This is a genomic window from Pseudomonas sp. IPO3749, assembly GCF_013386605.1.
Lineage (GTDB): Bacteria > Pseudomonadota > Gammaproteobacteria > Pseudomonadales > Pseudomonadaceae > Aquipseudomonas > Aquipseudomonas azotoformans_A.
Genome location: NZ_JACARN010000021.1, coordinates 1 through 19,235, shown reverse-complemented (window position 1 = coordinate 19,235; position 19,235 = coordinate 1). Strand labels below are relative to the sequence as shown.

16 protein-coding genes are annotated in these 19,235 nt (G+C 62.2%); 2 read left to right on the top strand and 14 right to left on the bottom strand.

The features are described 5' to 3' along the window. Positions 1-164 precede the first annotated feature (164 nt). The 7 genes from HX812_RS10925 to HX812_RS10895 all read right to left on the bottom strand — a co-directional run bounded on the left by HX812_RS10925 (position 165) and on the right by HX812_RS10895 (position 7,507). Positions 165-1,805: a BatD family protein gene (locus HX812_RS10925; protein ID WP_038848732.1), complete on the bottom strand. Its 1,641-nt coding sequence runs from the start codon at positions 1,803-1,805 to the stop codon at positions 165-167. Then, on the bottom strand, positions 1,802-3,541 hold the full coding sequence (locus tag HX812_RS10920; RefSeq protein ID WP_038848731.1) for a tetratricopeptide repeat protein: 1,740 nt from the start codon (positions 3,539-3,541) through the stop codon (positions 1,802-1,804). The genes HX812_RS10925 and HX812_RS10920 overlap by 4 nt, the downstream gene beginning before the upstream one ends. Beyond that, entirely contained in the window at positions 3,538-4,626 is a 1,089-nt protein-coding gene (locus tag HX812_RS10915) for a VWA domain-containing protein (RefSeq protein WP_038848730.1), read from the bottom strand. Before HX812_RS10915 ends, HX812_RS10920 begins: the two co-directional genes overlap by 4 nt. Then, positions 4,619-5,113, bottom strand: coding sequence for a DUF4381 domain-containing protein (locus HX812_RS10910; protein WP_028616472.1), 495 nt, complete (start codon positions 5,111-5,113; stop codon positions 4,619-4,621). The genes HX812_RS10915 and HX812_RS10910 overlap by 8 nt, the downstream gene beginning before the upstream one ends. After that, positions 5,110-6,042, bottom strand: a complete 933-nt coding sequence (locus tag HX812_RS10905; RefSeq protein ID WP_033902401.1) for a DUF58 domain-containing protein — start codon at positions 6,040-6,042, stop codon at positions 5,110-5,112. Before HX812_RS10905 ends, HX812_RS10910 begins: the two co-directional genes overlap by 4 nt. 5 nt (positions 6,043-6,047) lie before the next feature. Continuing rightward, positions 6,048-7,007: a MoxR family ATPase gene (locus HX812_RS10900; protein ID WP_003174327.1), complete on the bottom strand. Its 960-nt coding sequence runs from the start codon at positions 7,005-7,007 to the stop codon at positions 6,048-6,050. A 146-nt stretch (positions 7,008-7,153) separates the two neighbouring features. After that, entirely contained in the window at positions 7,154-7,507 is a 354-nt protein-coding gene (locus tag HX812_RS10895; RefSeq protein ID WP_033902402.1) for a hypothetical protein, read from the bottom strand. 490 nt (positions 7,508-7,997) lie between these two features. Between HX812_RS10895 and HX812_RS10890 the strand changes: the two genes are divergently transcribed. After that, the gene (locus tag HX812_RS10890) at positions 7,998-12,866 is read left to right on the top strand and encodes an NAD-glutamate dehydrogenase (protein WP_038848726.1); all 4,869 of its coding nucleotides are present in this window, start codon (positions 7,998-8,000) and stop codon (positions 12,864-12,866) included. A gap of 55 nt (positions 12,867-12,921) precedes the next feature. On the opposite strand, the gene HX812_RS10885 is transcribed toward HX812_RS10890, so the two are convergent. The 4 genes from HX812_RS10885 to HX812_RS10870 all read right to left on the bottom strand — a co-directional run bounded on the left by HX812_RS10885 (position 12,922) and on the right by HX812_RS10870 (position 16,569). Next, complete coding sequence (locus HX812_RS10885) at positions 12,922-13,542, bottom strand: hypothetical protein (protein WP_038848755.1); 621 nt, start codon at positions 13,540-13,542, stop codon at positions 12,922-12,924. 104 nt (positions 13,543-13,646) lie between these two features. Further along, complete coding sequence (locus HX812_RS10880; RefSeq protein ID WP_038848723.1) at positions 13,647-14,354, bottom strand: GntR family transcriptional regulator; 708 nt, start codon at positions 14,352-14,354, stop codon at positions 13,647-13,649. A gap of 18 nt (positions 14,355-14,372) precedes the next feature. Beyond that, positions 14,373-15,074, bottom strand: a complete 702-nt coding sequence (locus HX812_RS10875; protein ID WP_016980165.1) for a FadR/GntR family transcriptional regulator — start codon at positions 15,072-15,074, stop codon at positions 14,373-14,375. 169 nt (positions 15,075-15,243) lie between these two features. Beyond that, positions 15,244-16,569 carry a C4-dicarboxylate transporter DctA gene (locus HX812_RS10870; protein ID WP_177075616.1) on the bottom strand — a complete coding sequence of 442 codons (1,326 nt, stop codon included), beginning with the start codon at positions 16,567-16,569 and terminating at the stop codon, positions 15,244-15,246. Between the two features lie 217 nt (positions 16,570-16,786). Here HX812_RS10870 and HX812_RS10865 point away from each other — a divergent pair, with 217 nt between their 5' ends. Further along, positions 16,787-17,416, top strand: a complete 630-nt coding sequence (locus HX812_RS10865; RefSeq protein WP_038850924.1) for a DNA-3-methyladenine glycosylase I — start codon at positions 16,787-16,789, stop codon at positions 17,414-17,416. 3 nt (positions 17,417-17,419) lie between these two features. Here HX812_RS10865 and HX812_RS10860 read toward each other — a convergent pair whose 3' ends face one another. The 3 genes from HX812_RS10860 to HX812_RS10850 all read right to left on the bottom strand — a co-directional run. After that, a complete protein-coding gene (locus tag HX812_RS10860; RefSeq protein WP_038850923.1) occupies positions 17,420-17,821 on the bottom strand; it encodes a cupin domain-containing protein in 402 nt (133 codons plus the stop codon). 96 nt (positions 17,822-17,917) lie between these two features. Continuing rightward, on the bottom strand, positions 17,918-18,199 hold the full coding sequence (locus tag HX812_RS10855) for a putative quinol monooxygenase (RefSeq protein ID WP_033902410.1): 282 nt from the start codon (positions 18,197-18,199) through the stop codon (positions 17,918-17,920). 84 nt (positions 18,200-18,283) lie between these two features. Beyond that, positions 18,284-19,235, bottom strand: a 952-nt coding sequence (locus HX812_RS10850; protein WP_178949113.1) for a PLP-dependent aminotransferase family protein, incomplete at its 5' end; no start/stop codon positions are given.

Below are 19,235 nucleotides of genomic sequence, written 5' to 3'. Positions count from 1 at the left end.
AGTGAGCAGGCGCAAGGCCGTGGGATTGTCTAGGAAACTTCCTGCAAATTAAAGCGATATGGATTGCTGGCCTTTAACAATGCATGACAGTTGATCGGCTGGGCGTCCCGCTCACCACAACAAGCCCATTAACCACAAAAAACCTGCTCACCACAGCAGGCGGGTTATTTGGGATAGAGCGGCGGCAAACTGGTGGTGTCCGCCGCCGGATCCACCTCGCGCTCAGCCATCGGGATCGCCTTCACCGCACGCCACAGGTCTTCACCCAGCCAGAAATGCCCGCTCTCGCTGTACAGCGCGCCGTTCAAGCCATCCAATGCATCCGACAACGGCACAAACCGCGCGGCCATATCGGCGAGCGTTTCCGGCTGTTGGCGGGCCCAGGCGTCGAGGGCCTGGCGGGTGGCTTGCGGGTCGTTGGCCTGGGTGGCGCGCTTGAGGTCATCCAGCAGCGTGCGCGGGCTCGGGCCGGTTTGTGCGGCGCGCAACACGGCCGGTTGCCGGCGGGCACGCCACCACAAGCCAAACCCCAGCAGGGTGGTGCAGGCGAGGATCAAGGTGCTCAGTTGCCACAGCCACAGGCGCTCATCATCTGGCGCGGTGATGACTGTGGGCGTGGCGGGCGTGTCCACTGCCAGGCTCGGGTTGATCGCAACCTGCAGGGTGCGCGCGGGCAGGCTGGTGCGCTCCAGGTGGTCTTCGTGGGTGTTCCACCACACCACGTCCACGGCGGGCAGTTCCAGGCTGCCGGCGCGGGTGGGCACCAGGGCTTCGCGGTCTTCGCGGCTGCCGATCAGGCCACGGTCGTTGGTCTGGTTGCCGAGTACCGGTTGGTCCGGGTAGCGGCGCAGGCCATTGATCTCGGTGCTGGGCAGGGCCGGCAGTTGCGCACTGGACAGGCCCTCGGCCTTGACCGTGAGGCTGCGGGTCAGGGAGTCGCCGACCTGCACATGTTCCGGCTCCGGGTTCCAGTTTTCACTGAGGGTGAGGCTGCGCGCTGGCAGCCACGGGGTATCGGCGGGGTACAGCGCGGGTTTGGGTTTGACCACCAGCGGCAACTCTGCAGAACTGACGTGGATCAGTTTGCCGGGCTTGGTGCCTTGTAGGGTGTTTTCCTGCGGCGGGCGCGACTCCACCAGCGTCGCGCTGAAGGTCTGCGCCGGGATCGCCAAGGTGCCGCTGTGTTGCGGATAGATCGCGTAGCGGGTTTCGATCACGCCATGGCGGATGCTGTTGATGACCTTCTCGTAGGTGCGCGACTCGCCCAACTGCTCCACGCGTGCATCGGCAATCTGCAAGGGCGTGAGGCTGCTGTCGTCATACAGCGACACCGAGTGGTAGACGCGCACGGTCAACAGCGCCTGGGCCTGCACGTAGACGCTGGTCTGGTCGAGGTTGGCCTCGACAAACACCGGCGCCAGCTCGGCGGCGGTGTTTTGGCTGGCGGTTTCGACCACTTGCAGGCTGATCGGCTGGGTCTTGTAGTCGCCCACTTGCAGCGGCGGGATGACCACCGTGCCGTTTTCCTTGGGCAGCAGGGTGATGATCCAGCGCGTAGTGGCGTGGTTATCGCCGCCCAGGGTGGTGAGTTGGTTGATCTGGCGCGTGCCGCTGACTTCGAACTGTGCATCCAGCGGCGTCAGGTCTGGCTTGCCGAACTGCGTGACATCACTGGATTCCACCGTCAGTTCCACCGTTTCCCCGGAATTGACGCGGCTGCGGTCGACGCTGGCGGACAGGTTCGCCGCCTGGGCGTGGCCTGCCGAAAGGGCGAGCAGGAGCAGTAGGGTGGTGCGGCGGCTCATCGAGTCTTGTCCTGATGTTGTTGCTGTTCGTACCAGAATTTGCGGCGCAGCAGTTCGCCGGGGTTGTCCGGGATCTCCTGCAGCCATTGCTCCAGGGCCTGTCGGTGCTCACCGTCGAGGCTGGCGTCATTGGGGCGCAGCGGCGGGGTGGTGGTTTGTTCGTCGCCCAGTTCGCTGCCCGGCACTTCGTTACCCGGGGTGTGCGGCGTGTTGCCGGGTTGGGTGTCGTCAGTCCCGGCTTCGCCTTGCCCTTGGGACGACGGCTCGCCACCTGTGGCGTTTTGCCCACTGGCGCCCGGTTGCGCAGTTTGGCCGGGTTGGGTGGTTTCGTCATCCTCGTTTTTTGCGGGTTCGGTGGGTTCCGGTTCGGCCTGTTCCTGCATCAATGCCTCCACCAACGCCTTGTTTTTCAGGGCCGGTTGCAGGTCGGGCTGGGCTTCGAGGGCCTGTTCGTAGGCGTCGATGGCGGCTTCCAGTTCGCCGGACTTGGCCAGGGCGTTACCCCGATTGTAGTGGGAGTAGGCGTCATTGCCTTCGGCAAACAGCTTGATGGCCTCTGCATAGTTGCCGGCCTCGTAAAGCGCCACGCCTTTCCACTGCGGGTCCTGGAAGTGTTCGGCGGCTTCGGCGGGGCGCTTTTTCTTCAGCAGGAACTGGCCTTGCTGGTCGGGACGCAGCCACAAGTCTTGCAAGCCGAACGCATAGCTGGGCTGCGGCGCACTCAACAGCAGCAGCGGTAGGCAGAACAACCAGCCACGCCGCCCGGCGCAGGCAGCGAGTAGCAATAAGGGCAGGAGCAGCCAGTAACCCTGGTCGGCCCAGGTATCGAGGTGCAGCCGTTGGCCGTCATTGCGCAAGGTTTGCGGCGGGTCTAGCACGCCGAGTTGGCGCAGGTCCTTGTCGTCCAGGCGCGCGGCACGGTAGCGGCCGCCCATTTCACTGGCGAAGGCCTTGAGTGTCGGGCTGTCGAGACGCGGTACCAGGATCGCGCCTTGTTCGTCCTTGAGGAATTCACCGCTTTCCTGGGTGACTGGCGTGCCTTCGCGGCTGCCGATGCCAAGGATCGACAGGGTGGGCGCTTGTGCGTTTTGCAGCAGCAGGCGAATGCCCTGGCGTTCCTGTTTGGACAGCGAGGAACCAATCAGCAGCAAGCGACCCTGGCCGAGGCCACCTTGCTTGAGCAGGCCTAGGGCTTTCTCGACGGCCAGGTCGGCGCGATGGCCGGGCTCGGGCATGATCGAGGGGCGCAACGCTTCGAGCAAGTTGCGGCTGGTGGCCAGGTCGTCCGACAGCGGCACCAACGTGTGGGCGCTACCGGCGTACACGACGATGGCGGTTTGCGCATCGGTACGCGCTTGCAATAAGTCGTACAGCTTGCGTCGTGCCTGTTCCAGGCGGTTGGGCGGGCTGTCGGTGGCGAGCATTTCCGGGGTCAGTTCCAGCACCACCACCAACGGGTCGGAAGGCTTCTGGCTGGACTGCTCCACACGCTGCCAGCTCGGGCCGAGCAACGCCAATACGGCTAACAGCCAGGCAATGCCCAGTACCACCCACGGTGATTTGCTCTCGCGGCCGTTGCCACCGCTGAGCAACACCGCGTGGAAGGCCGGCGGCAGGATCATCTGCCAGCGCCCGGCGCGCTTTTGCCGGTGCCACAGGTGCCACAGCAACCAGCCGAGCAACGGTAGCAGCAACAACCACCACGGACGGAACCAGTGCGGCCACAGGTCGATCATCGACGCCTCCGCAAACGCAGGCGTTTGAGGCGCTGACGCCACTCAGGGTGTTGTTGCAGGAATATCCCCTTGCTCGACAATTTGTTGAACAGCCGTTGCAACGCGTTGTTCGGCCAGCGCTCCTGAATCACCAGCAACATGCTCAGCACCAAGGCCAGGGCCAGTGGCGCGCTGTACAGCGCCAGGGCCGGGCGCGCTTGGGTGGGTTGTTGTTCGACGGGCTCGAGTTTGTCTAGGGTCGCTTTGATCGCTTGCAACTCTTCACCATCGCGGGCGCGAAAGTACTGGCCGTTGGTAGCCTCGGCGATGGCCTTGAGCGCCGGTTCGTCCAAGTCCAGGCTAGGGTTGACGCCCAGAATGCCCAAGGAACCGGTTTGTTCCGGGTCGGCACCGATGCCGATTGGATAGATTTTTACGCCTTCTTCAGCCGCCAGACGCGCGGCGGTCAGCGGGTCGATCTGCCCGGCGTTATTGGCGCCGTCAGTGACCAGGATCAGCACGCGGCTCTGCGCCGGGCGCTGGCGCAGGCGTTTGAGGGCCAGGCCGATGGCGTCGCCAATCGCGGTGTTCTTGCCGGCAATGCCGATGCGCGCTTCGTCCAGCCAGGCGCGCACGGTGCGGCGGTCAAAGGTCAGTGGCGCTTGCAGGTAGGCCTGGCTGCCGAACAGGATCAGGCCGACGCGGTCGCCTTCACGCTCCTCAAGGAAATCGCCAAGCAGGTGCTTGACCAGGCTCAAGCGACTTACGTCGTCGTCCTGCCAATGCATATCGGGGAAATCCATGGAGCCAGACACGTCCACCGCCACCAGCAGGTCGCGGCCACTGGCGGCAATCGGTAACGGTTCGCCGAGCCATTCCGGGCGCGCGGCGGCGGTGAGCAGCAGCAACCACAGCACCACGAACGGCGCTTGCTGGCGCCAGCCGGGCAGGTTGACGCGGGCGCGGCGACGGGCCAGGCCTTCAAGGTCGCTGAGGTAGCTGACTTTCAACGCGGGCTCGCCGCTGTCGGCGGCCGGCAGCACAAGGCGCATCAACCACGGCAACGGCAACAGGGCGAAGATCCACGGCCAGGCGAACTCAAACATGTTTGCGAATCCAGGTGTCGACGGCTTGGGTCAGGCCGGCGATGGCCTTGTCGTCGAGCTTGCATTCGGGTTTGTAGGCGCCCTCTACCAATACCATCCAGCGCGTAAGGCCGGCGGCGGGGCAGCGGTTGTCGAGGAATGCCAGCCATTTGCGGCCGTTGAGGGTGTGGCTCTGGCTGTAGGGGTAGTCGTTGCGGCACAGGCGCTTGAGCAGGCCGTTGAGCTGTTGCAACCAGGCCCCGGCGGGCGCGCCATCGTAAGGCTTGGGCATGAGCGCAAGCTCTGCCAGGGCGGCGATGCGCAGCGGGTCCAGCGGTTGTTCGGCACGGGCGATGGGGCGGCGGGTCGGCAGAAAGCGGCGCAGTGACCACAGGCCCCAGCCGAGCAGCGGAATCACCAGCAGCAACAGCCACCAACCCGGCGCGGGCGGCCAGAAGCCGATGGCGGGTGGGGCGATCAGCGGTTGCAGTTGGTCAAGGCTGCTCATTGTTTTTTAACCGGGCGTTGCGGGTTGAGGTATTCGCGCAGTTGCTCGACCATTTCGCTCTGGGTGCTCAAGGGCATCAGCAGTACGCGCAGTTTCTGCGCGAGCAGCTCCCAGCGCGCAAGGCGCGCTTCGGCCTGGGCCTTGTAGGCCTGGCGCAGGTCGAAATTCAGCGTGTCCAGTTCCAGCTGGGCACCGCGTTCGGCGAAACGCAGCAGCCCGGCGGCGGGCAGGGCATGGTCCAGTGGGTCGGAGATCGGCAACAGCAGCAAATCGCAATGCCGCGACAGCAAGCTCAGCTGTTGCTCGGCGCCTTCGGTCAGTGCGCGCTCATCGCAGATCACAATCACCAGGCTGCCAGGGCGCAACACTTCGCGGCCACGGCGCAGGGCCATGCCAAGGGCGTCGGCTTCGGGGCGGCTTTCGGTGCTCAGGCTCTGGTTGACGCGCACCAGGCGGTTGAGCAATTGCAGCAGGCTTTGCTTGCTGCGGCGCGGCTTGATTTCGTAGTGCTCGTTGTCGCCGAACACCAGCCCGCCCACACGGTCGTTATGCCCCAGCGCGGCCCAGCCGATCAGGCTGGCGGCTTGGGCGGCCAGTACCGACTTGAACATCTGCCCCGAGCCGAAAAACAGCCGGCAGCTTTGCTCCACCATGATGAAGATCGGCCGTTCGCGCTCTTCATGGAACAGCTTGGTGTGCGGTTCCTGGGTGCGTGCGGTGACGCGCCAGTCGATGGTGCGCACGTCGTCGCCGGCCTGATACACGCGCACCTGGTCGAAATCCACACCACGCCCGCGCAGCTTGGAGTGGTGCAGGCCGATCAAAGGGCTGCGCTGGCTTGGCGTGGAAAACAGCTGCACTTCACGCACGCGATGGCGCATCTCGATCAATTCGCTGAGCGTGACGCGGATCCCATCACCGGCGTTCATGGGTTTCAAGCGACGGCAACGACGTCGAGAATGCGCTGCACCACACGGTCCTGGTCAATGCCAGCGGCTTCGGCCTCGAACGACAGGATGATGCGATGGCGCAGCACGTCGAACAGCACCGCCTGGATATCTTCCGGGCTGACGAAGTCTCGACCGGCCAGCCAGGCGTGGGCGCGGGCACAGCGGTCCAGGGCGATGGAGCCGCGTGGGCTGGCGCCGTAGGCGATCCACTCGGCCATTTCCGGGTCGAACTTGGCCGGGGTGCGCGTGGCCATCACCAGTTGCACCAGGTATTCCTCCACGGCGTCGGCCATGTACAGGCCGAGGATTTCCTTGCGTGCGGCGAAGATCGCCTGCTGGCTGACGCGGCGCTCCGGCTTGGTTTCGCCGTTGAGCGCTTCGCCACGGGCCTGTTGCAGGATGCGCCGCTCGACGGCGGCGTCCGGAAAACCGATTTTCACATGCATCAAGAAACGGTCGAGCTGGGCCTCGGGCAGCGGGTAGGTGCCTTCCTGCTCGATGGGGTTTTGCGTGGCCATCACCAGGAACAGCGGGGACAGGTCATACGTGCTGCGCCCAACGCTGACCTGGCGCTCGGCCATGGCCTCCAACAAAGCTGACTGCACCTTGGCCGGGGCGCGGTTGATTTCGTCCGCCAGCACCAGGTTGTGGAAGATCGGCCCTTGCTGGAACACGAAGCTGCCGGTTTCCGGGCGATAGATCTCGGTGCCGGTGATGTCGGCAGGCAACAGGTCGGGGGTGAACTGGATACGATGGAACTGCGCTTCGATACCTTCGGCCAACTCTTTGATGGCCTTGGTCTTGGCCAGGCCCGGCGCGCCTTCCACCAGCATATGGCCGTCGGCGAGCAAGGCGATCAACAGGCGATCGATGAGTTTTTCCTGGCCGAGAATCTGCGTAGAAAGAAAGGTTCGCAGCGCAAGCAGCGCTTCACGATGTTCCATCGATGACGGTTCCTGGAGAGATGAGCCCGGTGGTCGAGAAAAAACGCCGGGCTTGGGAGGCTTACTTTAATGCATCGAAGGGGCTGGCGACTAACGGCGTAACGGGTATTTTTGGCAAAACTTGTAGGATTTTTGTGTGCGAGGCGTCACGCGCGGACGTAGGTGCCAGTGCCTTTGAGGATGTTTTGCAAGGTTTCCTCGACTTCGGCCAGGTCCGACGCGCTGGTGGCGTGGGTGATCTCCAACTGGTCCTTGCCGCCCAGTGCATCGGCATCGCCTGCGGCCAGCTCAACCAGCAGCGTCGTGGCGCCCAGGGTGACTTTCAGCCCGTCGAGGGTCGACGGCTCGTAATCCCAGGTCAGTTCCACTTCGTCTTCATCCGGGTAACGGGTCAGCATGAACATCTCGCCGTTCTTGCCGTGGCAGCAGAGCATCGCCATGTTGTCTTCTTCGTCATCGCACGGGGTGACCATCAGGGCGTCGGTTTTCAACTGCAGCATGGGGAATCCTGTCTGGGGTAGGGCGTAATACGGGCAATTGTGCCATTGCGGCGAATTTTGTGCTGCATCCTGTGTCAGACCCAGGGCATGACCTGAGGGGCAAAATCAGTCATTTCTGGTACTCGCGGACATTGAAATAGCCGGTTTTTTTGCCGGATATTGCGGGTTGCCCAAGTCGCAACCCCACGCCTGCTTACCGATGACCGAATATGTCGCAGCGTCGCAAGCAGTGGGCTTCCCACACTCGTTAAGCTGCGCAACGGATGTGCATGAGCCAGGCGCCTGACCTGCCCGTCGTACCGTCACCCGGCAAGGTGCGCATCTTATGGAAGTTGTATGTGACCTCATTGTCTTGTCCAGCTTCACCCACCTGTCACCCTGATTCGCTAGTGTGCTTATATCAGTACCAGCGAACAGCGCTGACGGTCTCCCCGCAAGGGGATAACACGCGACGCTTCCATCAATAACAAGCCCAAGCGGAGTACCACAGATGGCGTTCTTCACCGCAGCCAGCAAGGCCGACTTCCAGCATCAACTGCAAGCGGCACTGGCGCAGCACATCAGTGAACAGGCACTGCCACAAGTGGCGCTGTTCGCTGAACAATTCTTCGGCATCATTTCCCTGGACGAACTGACCCAGCGTCGCCTTTCCGACCTGGCCGGTTGCACTCTTTCTGCGTGGCGCCTGCTTGAGCGCTTTGACCACACCCAACCGCAAGTGCGGGTCTACAACCCCGATTACGAACGTCATGGCTGGCAGTCGACCCACACTGCGGTCGAAGTGCTGCACCATGACCTGCCGTTCCTGGTGGACTCGGTGCGTACCGAGCTGAACCGCCGTGGCTACAGCATTCACACCTTGCAGACCACCGTACTCAGCGTACGCCGTGGCGCCAAGGGCGAGCTGCTGGAGATCCTGCCAAAAGGCACCCAGGACGAAGGCATCCTGCAAGAATCGCTGATGTACCTGGAAATCGACCGTTGCGCCAACGCCGCCGAACTGAACGTGCTGAGCAAAGAGCTGGAGCAGGTACTGGGCGAAGTGCGCGTGGCCGTGGCCGATTTCGAACCGATGAAAGCCAAGGTCCAGGACCTGCTTGCCGGTATCGACGCCAGCCAGTTCAGCATCGACGGCGAAGAGAAAGCCGAGATCAAGAACTTCCTGGAATGGCTGGTGGGCAACCACTTCACCTTCCTCGGCTATGAAGAATTCGTGGTACGTGACGAGGCGGACGGCGGTCATATCGAATATGACGCCGATTCGTTCCTCGGCCTGACCAAACTGCTGCGCGCCGGCCTCACCGCCGACGACCTGCGCATCGAAGACTATGCCGTAGCCTACCTGCGTGAACCGACTGTGCTGTCGTTCGCCAAGGCCGCGCACCCGAGCCGCGTGCACCGTCCGGCGTATCCGGACTATGTGTCGATCCGTGAGATCAGCGCCGACGGCAAAGTGATCAAGGAACACCGCTTCATGGGCCTGTACACCTCGTCGGTGTATGGCGAAAGCGTGCGGGTGATTCCGTATATCCGTCGCAAGGTTGCGGAAATCGAACGCCGTTCCGGCTTCCAGCCCAAGGCTCACCTGGGCAAGGAGCTGGCGCAGGTGGTTGAAGTATTGCCACGTGATGACCTGTTCCAGACCCCGGTCGACGAGCTGTTCAGCACCGTGATGTCGATTGTGCAGATCCAGGAACGCAACAAGATCCGCGTGTTCCTGCGTAAAGACCCGTACGGTCGTTTCTGTTACTGCCTGGCCTACGTGCCGCGCGACATCTATTCCACCGAAGTGCGCCAGAAGATCCAGCAAGTGCTGATGGATCGCTTGAAGGCCTCGGATTGCGAATTCTGGACGTTCTTCTCCGAGTCCGTGCTGGCCCGTGTACAGCTGATCCTGCGGGTTGACCCGAAGAACCGCCTGGACATCGACCCGCTGCAACTGGAAAAAGAAGTGGTGCAGGCCTGCCGCAGCTGGCAGGACGACTACGCCAGCCTGGTCGTGGAAAGCTTCGGCGAAGCCCACGGCACCAACGTGCTGGCCGACTTCCCTAAAGGCTTCCCAGCCGGTTACCGCGAGCGTTTCGCCGCGCATTCGGCCGTGGTCGACATGCAGCACTTGCTCAGCCTGACCGAAGCCAACCCGCTGGTGATGAGTTTCTACCAGCCGCTGGGCCAGGTGTCTGGCCAGCGCGAGCTGCATTGCAAGCTCTACCACGCCGACACCCCGCTGGCGCTGTCCGACGTGCTGCCGATCCTGGAAAACCTCGGCCTGCGTGTGCTGGGCGAGTTCCCGTACCGCCTGCGTCACGCCAATGGCCGTGAGTTCTGGATCCACGATTTCGCGTTCATCGCCGCCGAAGGCGTGAACCTCGACATCCAGCAGCTCAACGACACCCTGCAGGACGCGTTTGTGCACATCGTGCATGGCGACGCCGAGAACGATGCGTTCAACCGCTTGGTACTCACCGCCGGCCTGCCTTGGCGCGACGTGGCACTGCTGCGTGCCTACGCCCGTTACCTGAAGCAGATCCGCCTGGGCTTCGACCTGGGTTACATCGCCAGCACCCTGAACAACCACACCGACATCGCCCGCGAGTTGACCCGGTTGTTCAAGACCCGTTTCTACCTGGCGCGCAAGCTCACCAGCGACGACCTGGAAGACAAGCAGCAACGCCTGGAACAAGCGATTCTTTCGGCCCTGGACGACGTCCAGGTGCTCAACGAAGACCGCATCCTGCGTCGCTACCTGGACCTGATCAAGGCGACCCTGCGCACCAACTTCTACCAGACTGACGCCAACGGCCAGAACAAGTCGTACTTCAGCTTCAAGTTCAACCCGCACGCGATCCCTGAACTGCCTAAGCCGGTGCCGAAGTTTGAAATCTTCGTGTACTCGCCACGCGTCGAAGGCGTGCACTTGCGCTTCGGCAACGTCGCGCGCGGCGGCCTGCGCTGGTCCGACCGTGAAGAAGACTTCCGCACTGAAGTGCTCGGCCTGGTAAAAGCCCAGCAAGTGAAGAACTCGGTCATCGTGCCGGTGGGTGCGAAGGGCGGCTTCCTGCCGCGTCGCCTGCCACTGGGCGGCAGCCGTGACGAGATCGCGGCCGAGGGCATCGCCTGCTACCGCATCTTCATTTCCGGCCTGTTGGACATCACCGACAACCTGAAGGACGGCGCCTTGGTGCCTCCGGCCAACGTCGTGCGTCATGACGACGATGACCCGTACCTGGTCGTCGCAGCGGACAAGGGCACTGCGACCTTCTCCGACATCGCCAACGGCATCGCCATCGACTACGGCTTCTGGCTGGGCGACGCGTTCGCGTCCGGCGGTTCCGCCGGTTACGACCACAAGAAAATGGGCATCACCGCCAAGGGCGCGTGGGTCGGTGTGCAGCGTCACTTCCGTGAGCGCGGCATCAACGTGCAGGAAGACAGCATCACCGTGGTCGGCGTCGGCGATATGGCCGGTGACGTGTTCGGTAACGGCTTGTTGATGTCCGACAAGCTGCAACTGGTCGCAGCGTTCAACCACCTGCATATCTTCATCGATCCAAACCCGAACCCGGCGACCAGCTTCGTCGAGCGTCAGCGCATGTTCGAGCTGCCGCGTTCGGCATGGACCGACTACGACACCAGCATCATGTCTGAAGGCGGCGGTATCTTTTCGCGCAGCGCGAAGAGCATTGCCATCTCGCCACAGATGAAAGAGCGCTTCGACATCGCGGCCGACAAGCTGACCCCGACCGAGCTGCTGAATGCCTTGCTCAAGGCGCCGGTGGACCTGTTGTGGAACGGCGGCATTGGTACGTACGTCAAGGCCAGCACCGAAAGCCATGCCGACGTGGGCGACAAGGCCAACGACGCGCTGCGCGTCAACGGCAACGAGCTGCGCTGCAAGGTAGTGGGCGAGGGCGGTAACCTCGGCATGACCCAACTGGGTCGCGTGGAATTCGGCCTCAATGGCGGCGGTTCCAACACCGACTTCATCGACAACGCCGGTGGCGTGGACTGCTCCGACCACGAAGTGAACATCAAGATCCTGCTCAACGAAGTGGTGCAGGCCGGTGACATGACCGACAAGCAACGCAACCAGTTGCTGGCGAGCATGACCGACGAAGTCGGCAACCTGGTGTTGGGCAACAACTACAAGCAGACCCAGGCCCTGTCCCTGGCTGCGCGCCGTGCCTACGAGCGTGCCGCCGAGTACAAGCGCCTGATGAGCGACCTGGAAGGCCGTGGCAAACTGGACCGCGCCATCGAGTACCTGCCGACCGAGGAGCAGCTCACCGAGCGCGCCGCGAATGGCAAGGGCCTGACCCGTCCGGAACTGTCGGTGCTGATCTCCTACAGCAAGATCGACCTCAAGGAAGCGCTGCTCAAGTCCCTGGTGCCGGACGACGACTACCTGACCCGTGACATGGAGACCGCGTTCCCACCGAGCCTGGTCGCCAAGTTCTCTGAGGCCATGCGTCGCCACCGCCTGAAGCGTGAGATCGTCAGCACCCAGATCGCCAACGACCTGGTCAACCACATGGGCATCACCTTCGTTCAACGACTCAAAGAGTCGACCGGCATGAGCCCGGCGAACGTTGCTGGCGCTTATGTGATCGTGCGTGACATCTTCCACCTCCCGCACTGGTTCCGTCAGATTGAAGCCCTGGACCACCAGGTTTCCGCTGACGTGCAACTGGAGCTGATGGATGAGCTGATGCGTCTGGGCCGCCGTGCTACACGCTGGTTCCTGCGCAGCCGTCGCAACGAGCAGGACGCTGGCCGTGACACCGCGCACTTTGGTCCGCACCTGGCGGCGCTGGGCCTCAAGCTCGACGAACTGCTGGAAGGCCCGACCCGCGAAGGCTGGCAGAACCGCTACGGTAAATATACCGAAGCCGGTGTGCCTGAGCTGTTGGCACGCATGGTTGCAGGCACTACTCACCTGTACACCTTGCTGCCGATCATCGAAGCCGCTGACGTGACCGGGCATGACGCCGCCGAAGTGGCCAAGGCCTACTTTGCCGTCGGCAGCGCCTTGGACTTGCCGTGGTACCTGCAGCAGATCAGCGATCTGCCGGTGGCTAACAACTGGCAGGCCCAGGCTCGTGAAGCCTTCCGCGATGACGTGGACTGGCAGCAACGCGCAATCACCATCTCCGTGCTGCAAATGGCCGACGCGCCACAAGACATGGAAGCCCGCGTGGCCCTGTGGCTTGAGCAGCACAAGGACATGGCGCAGCGTTGGGTGGCGATGATGGTGGAAATCCGTGCCGCTGTGGGGACGGACTACGCCATGTACGCGGTGGCCAACCGTGAGTTGCTGGACCTGGCATTGAGCGGTCAGTCGGTGCTGCAACCGGCTTGATTCCGCTGTAAGACAAAAAGCCCCGTATCCTGAGATACGGGGCTTTTTTTATGGCTTAAAAACTGGCGTTGCCCAGGCAGGGCTGGATAACTGTTTTCAAACCGTTGTTGCTAGCAGGCAATAAGAATGTCGCGGTCAGCGGCTTGTCACCCTCTTTGGCGGGCGCTATTGAGAGTTTTAGCGTCTGGCCGCGTGAGGCATCGCTGGCCCAGTAGGCTAATTCATCATGGGGAACAGCAGCACTGAGCGCAAATATCGTACCGATCTGGAACGCTCCGCCGTAAGTCCAGACGCCATTTACCGAGTGTTCGATGGTCGTGCGTGTCGCCGTAGTGATGCGCAACGGCCCATTGGCGCTGGCGTCTGGACCTTCGAAAGGTGCGATGTCAAAGCCCAGCGCTGTTGGTGTGATTTGCAATGCAAGGCTGGCGGTCGGGCTCTGCGGCGAACAGCTGATCTCAAGGCTGGCCTTGACGTGGTAGTCGCCGTAAGCGCTGCCACCGAAGGTGCGGGCGGTGAGCATGGGGCTATCTGCGTAGGGCTGTTCAAGCAACCACACGGGGGCTGCCGGGGTGATGATGTAAGTCCCGGCAGTTAACGCGTCGCCGGCCCGTACATTGACACTGAACTGGGTGGCGACCAGGCCAGTGACCAGTGCGAAAGTGAGGGGGTGCATAGTGCTATTCATCCGCGTTCAAGGCTTTAGGAATGAATGCAATTCTGCGGTTCTATGACCGTCCGTGCTGTCGGTGATTTCGTAGATCAGCGTTGTAATTGTAGTCAGCCAGGGTGGGCCATCTGATCATCGTGGCTCAGCAATTTGGCCTCCAGGTGATCCAGGTGTTGGGTCATCAGGTTTATCGCGCGCTTCACATCGCGTTGTTCGACGGCATCCACTATCGCTTCATGCTCTTGCCACGCGCAATAGGTACAGGCATTCGCTTCGTACTGGGCAATGATCAACGACGTTAACGGCACCAGGCTGTTGAGAAATTGCGCCAACGGCGCGTTACGTGCCATCGCTGCCAGTTGCAGGTGGAATTCGCCGGAGAGGCGGATGGCTGGCCCGCGTTGGTCCCGTTCAATATGCTCACGCTCCCGCGCGATCAGTTCGCGCAAATGCCGGATCTGCGTCGATGTGGCCTGCGTGCAGGCCAGTTGCACCACAGTCATTTCCGTCAGGCGGCGGGCTTCCAGGATTTGGCGGGTTTGCAGCGCATCCGGCGCAGCCACCTGGGCACGCTGGTTGGGACGCAGGATGATCACTTGCTGATGGGACAGCTTTGCCAATACGCGGCGAATCACGCTGCGGCTCACCCCAAAGATCTCGCCCAGGCCTTCTTCGGTAAAGCGACTGGCCGGGGCGATCCGCTGTTCCAGGATGGCGTCGAACAGGCGCGGGTAGATATCGTCCACCGAAGGCTTTTTACCAGCGACCAGGCGCAGGGTCGGGAGGATCGGTTCGTAGTGCAAGGCGTGGGCGGTCATGGCCTGTCTCCAAAAAAATCAGCTGCCCAGATGGTCGTCCGGGATGTTCAAGCGAATGCCCATGCGCAGGCCTTCCTGAAGGATGTGCCGGCGCATCTCGGCACTGGCCAGGGCGCTGTTCTTGTTGCGGATGGCGCGCACCACGGCGTCGTTTTCCTGCAGGCGTTCGGCCAGGTGTTCCGGCGAGTTGCGCAGGACCTGGGCGCTTTGCTTGAGGGCGTTGCTGGTCTGTTGCACCACGTTCTGGAAGATCGGGTTGGAGGTGAGGGCGAACAATTCTTCGTGAAAGCCGATGTAGGCGTTCATTCCGGCTTCGGCGTCGCCGGCGTCGAGGGCTTCGCGCATGTCCATCAGGGTCAGGCGCAGTTGGCCGACTTCCTTGCTGCTGATGGACTGGGCCACCAGGCCGACAATGAAGGGTTCGAGGGTGTAGCGCAGTTGCAGGATGTCTTCCAGGCTGGCGTCGGCCACGGCGTCGCTGGATTGCGGCTCGCTGACGCTGGTTTCCAGCACCACCACGCCTTTGCCGGGCATGGAGCGCACCAGCCCGAGGGTTTCCAGCACGATCACTGCTTCACGCAGGCTGGGGCGGCTGATGCCCATCTGTTCGGCCAGTTCGCGCTGGCCGGGGAGCATTTCACCCCGGCGCCACTGGCCACGCGCCAAGGCGGCGCGGAGTTTTTCTACCACTGAATTGACGACGGTTGAGGTGCTGATCACGTCTACCTCTCCTTTATGTTGCGAATACATTAGCGAGCATGGCGACTCTTAACTGTGGGAGCGGGCTTGCTCGCGAATGCGGTCATTCAGTCAATACTTCTGTGACTGACCCAGCGCTTTCGCGAGCAAGCCCGCTCCCACATTTGAACGGCGTCGCTCATGAAATCGGTCAGAACTCCTGATGCGCCGGCAATACCGGCTTCTTGGCCTGGAAGGCATACCCTTGCTGGCCGTCCAGCACCTTGTTGGCGCGCTGGAGGTCGATGTCTTTTTCCCAGCGGGCGATGGCCACGGTGGCGACGCAGTTGCCGATCAGGTTAGTCAATGCGCGACCGATGCCCATGAACCAATCCACCGCCAGCACCAGCACCAGGCCCACCACCGGGATCGCCGGAATCGCGGTGAGGGTCGCCGCCAGGATCACCAGCGCCGAACCGGGAATGCCGTGGGCGCCCTTGGAGGTGATCAGCGACACCAGCAGGATGGTCAGCAGGTCCGTCATCGACAGCGGTGTGCCGGTGGCGTTGGCGATAAACACGATGGCCAGGGTCAAGTAGATGGAGAAGCCGTCGAGGTTGAATGAATACCCCGTCGGAATCACCAGGCCCACGGTGGAGCTGCCGATGCCCAGGTGTTCGAGTTTACGCATGATCTGTGGCAGCACGGCGTCGGAGGAGGCGGTGCCCATCACGATCAGCAGTTCTTCACGCAGGTACTTGAGCAGCGGCAGCATGCGCAGGCCCGACAGGCGCATCACCAGGCCGAGGATCAGCCCGACGAAGGCAAAGCAGGTCAGGTAGAACAAGCCCACCAGGCTGCCCAGGTGTTGCAGGGAATCCAGCCCGTAGGTGCTGGTGGTGAAGGCGATCGCGCCAAACACGCCGATCGGCGCCAGGCGCACGATCATGCCCATGATGCGGAAGATCACATGACTCAATTCGTTGATCAGTCGCGAGATACCCGAGGCGGCTTCGCCCACCAGGTTCAACGCACTGCCGAACAGCACCGAGAACAGCAGCACTTGCAGCACGTTGTTGTCGGCAAAGGCGCCGATCACCGAGTTGGGGATCAAGTCCATGAGGAACTGGCTGGTACCGCGGATGTGCTGGCCCTTGTCGGCCAGTTCATTGAGACCGGCGGACGACAATTGCTCCAGGTGGATATTGGCGCCTTGGCCGATACCGGTGCTGAAGGCCATCACCAGGCCGATCACCAGGGCGACGGTGGTGAGCACTTCAAAGTAGATCACCGACTTGAGACCGATACGCCCGACTTTCTTCAGGTCGCCTGCACCGGAAATGCCGCTGACCACCACGCAGAACACGATCAGGCCGATCAGCATCTTGATCAGCTTGATAAAGCCGTCACCCAGGGGTTTGAGTTGCGAGGAGAATTCGGGAAGGGCCAGGCCGCAAATGATGCCGAGCATCAGGCCAATCACGACTTGCAGGAAAATCGAACGCGAGCACCATCTGAGCATGGGAGGGATCTCTATTCGGTGCCCTGGTGGTTCCAGGGCTTAATTGTTGTGGTCATACCGGTAAGTCCAGTGCGGGGCCAGTCTACGCCCGGTATTTTTGAAATCACAAGCAATTATTTGACGGTTGACAGGTCCCGGTCTGACCAGTTGGTCGGTAAGGGTGATGCTTGAGCGGTTGGCGCGAGGGAAATTTTTTCGCTTATCATCCGCCGCTCGGCACATGAGGTGATGGATGGACACACCAGGACTGACCCCTGACGAAACCGGGCAGACCCACTGCACCTGGCGCACAGCAGCGCCGCAATATCTGCGTTACCACGACCAGGAGTGGGGCGTGCCGGTGGCGGATGATATCCAGCTGTACGAGAAGGTCTGCCTGGAAGGCTTCCAGGCGGGCCTGGCGTGGATCACCATCCTGCGCAAGCGTGAGCAGTTTCGGGCGGCGTTCGACGGGTTTGATTTCAGAAGGGTGGCGCAGTACGGCGAGGCAGATATCGAGCGCTTGATGCAGGACCCGGGCATCGTGCGCAATCGGGCCAAGATCGTGTCCACCATCAACAACGCGCGCCGGGCCTGTGAACTGGTGGATGAGACGGGTTCGCTGGCGCGCTGGCTGTGGGCGTTTGAGCCCAGTGAAGATGAGCGCCCGACAGTGGTGGATATGGCGTATTGGACAGGCAACCCCACGTCACCGGCTTCGGTGCGTTTGTCCAAAGCCCTGAAGAAACGCGGTTGGACCTATGTGGGCCCGACCACGATGTATGCGTTGATGCAGGCGATGGGGATGGTCAATGATCATTTGGAAGGCTGTGCGTGCCGGCCACAGATCGAAGACCTGCGCCGGCGGTTCCAGCGACCTTAGGGCTTACTGCTTGAGAGGCGTCAGCACTTCAGCCTTATCATCCAGCACCATCACCACCAGCAACTTGGCCGGCTTGGTCTGGCTGGCATTGCTCGACTCAAAGTGCCGGGAACCCGCAGGTTCGTAGAACGATTCGCCGACCTGGTAGGTCTTCGCTTTCTCATCATTCACCCGCGAGGTGATCGCGCCTTCCAGCACATAGGCCACGGCAGTACCGGTGTGGCTATGGGGCACAGTGGCTTGTCCAGGGGCGTAATCGACGGTGAGCATGATGGTTTTCTTGCCGGGTACATTGGTCAAGGCGTGTTCTTGCAAGACCTTGATCGACTCTTGGTTATAAACCGGTTCATGGGCAAAGGCGCTGAGCGAGGCGAACATCAGGGCGGCGGCGAGCAGTGGTTTCATGGCGAAATTTCCGAGTAGTTCGAGACCTCTTCACCCTACGCCGCAAGGCCTGGGTGACCAATGACCAATCCTGGCGAAGAGCAGGAGACCAATGCTTCAGTGGTCGAAGTCCAGGCGACGGGCCAGGTGTTCACGGGTCAATTCGATAAAGCCTTGCAGGGCCGGTAATGCGAAGTGTGCGCTGAGCTGCTCGGCACAGGACCAGCGTCCCGTGACGGTCCACAGGTCGGGGTCCATCGGGTCGCGCTGCACCCCGTAATCCAGGCAACCGGGGGCGGTGCGTACCGCGTCGGCTATCTGCTGCAGGCGCTCGCCCAGTTCCGCTGAGCGCCCGGCGGCCGCGCGGACAAGGACAGTGTTGAAGGCACAGGCTGGCATGGCGATGGTCTCCGAGGGCGGGGTCAGTGCACAGGCTAGAGCCTGACGACGCCAGGACCAATGACCAATCCGCCGGAAAATCTGCTAGCCAATCTGCTGGAGAATATCGCGCACCTTGTCCAGCGCCGGGTCGATATCCAGGGTTTCGATGGCGCCAAAGCCGATGATCAGGCCAGGGCGTACTGGCGCATCGTGGAAAAATACATCCAAGGGGTACAAACCCACTTCCACCTGGCGTGCCAGTTCCATCAGCAACGGGATGTTCACCGGCACCTTGCACAGCGCCGCCATGTGGAACCCGGCCACGGTAGGCACCGCTTCGAACCACGGCGACAAGTCACCTGCCAGGCGTTGCAGGATGCGTTCACGGCGCCCGGCGTAGACCGTGTGGCAGCGGCGGATATGCTTGAGCAGGTAGCCTTCACTGATGAACTTGGCCAGGGCCCATTGCGGCAGTGTGGAACTGTGCTGGTCGGTCAGTTGCTTGGCCTTGAGCACTGCGCCATAAATCGCCGGCGGCAGCACCGCGTAGCCCAGGCGCAGCTCCGGCAGCAAGGTTTTCGAAAAGGTGCCGACGTAGGTCACCACGCCACGGGTGTCCATGCTTTGCAGGGAGTCGGTGGGCCGCCCTTCGTAGCGGAATTCGCTGTCGTAGTCGTCCTCGATGATGATTGCGCCCAGCTCGAACGCTCGCGCCAGCAAGGCTTCACGGCGTGGCAGGCTCATGGGCATGCCGAGCGGGAACTGGTGCGAGGGCGTCACGTAGATCAGTCGTGTGCCGTCGGGAATCCGCTCGACCTGAATACCCTGTTCATCCACCGGCACGCTGGCGACACGGGCGCCCATGGCCATGAACATCTGGCGCGCGGGGCTGTAGCCGGGGTCTTCCATGGCGACAATGCTGCCCGGTTCCAGCACGACGCGGGCGATCAGGTCCAGTGCCTGCTGGGCGCCGTTGGTGACTACGATGTCGCTGTCACGGCAGTTGACCCCGCGTGAGAACGCGATATGCCCGGCGATAGCGCTGCGCAGCGCT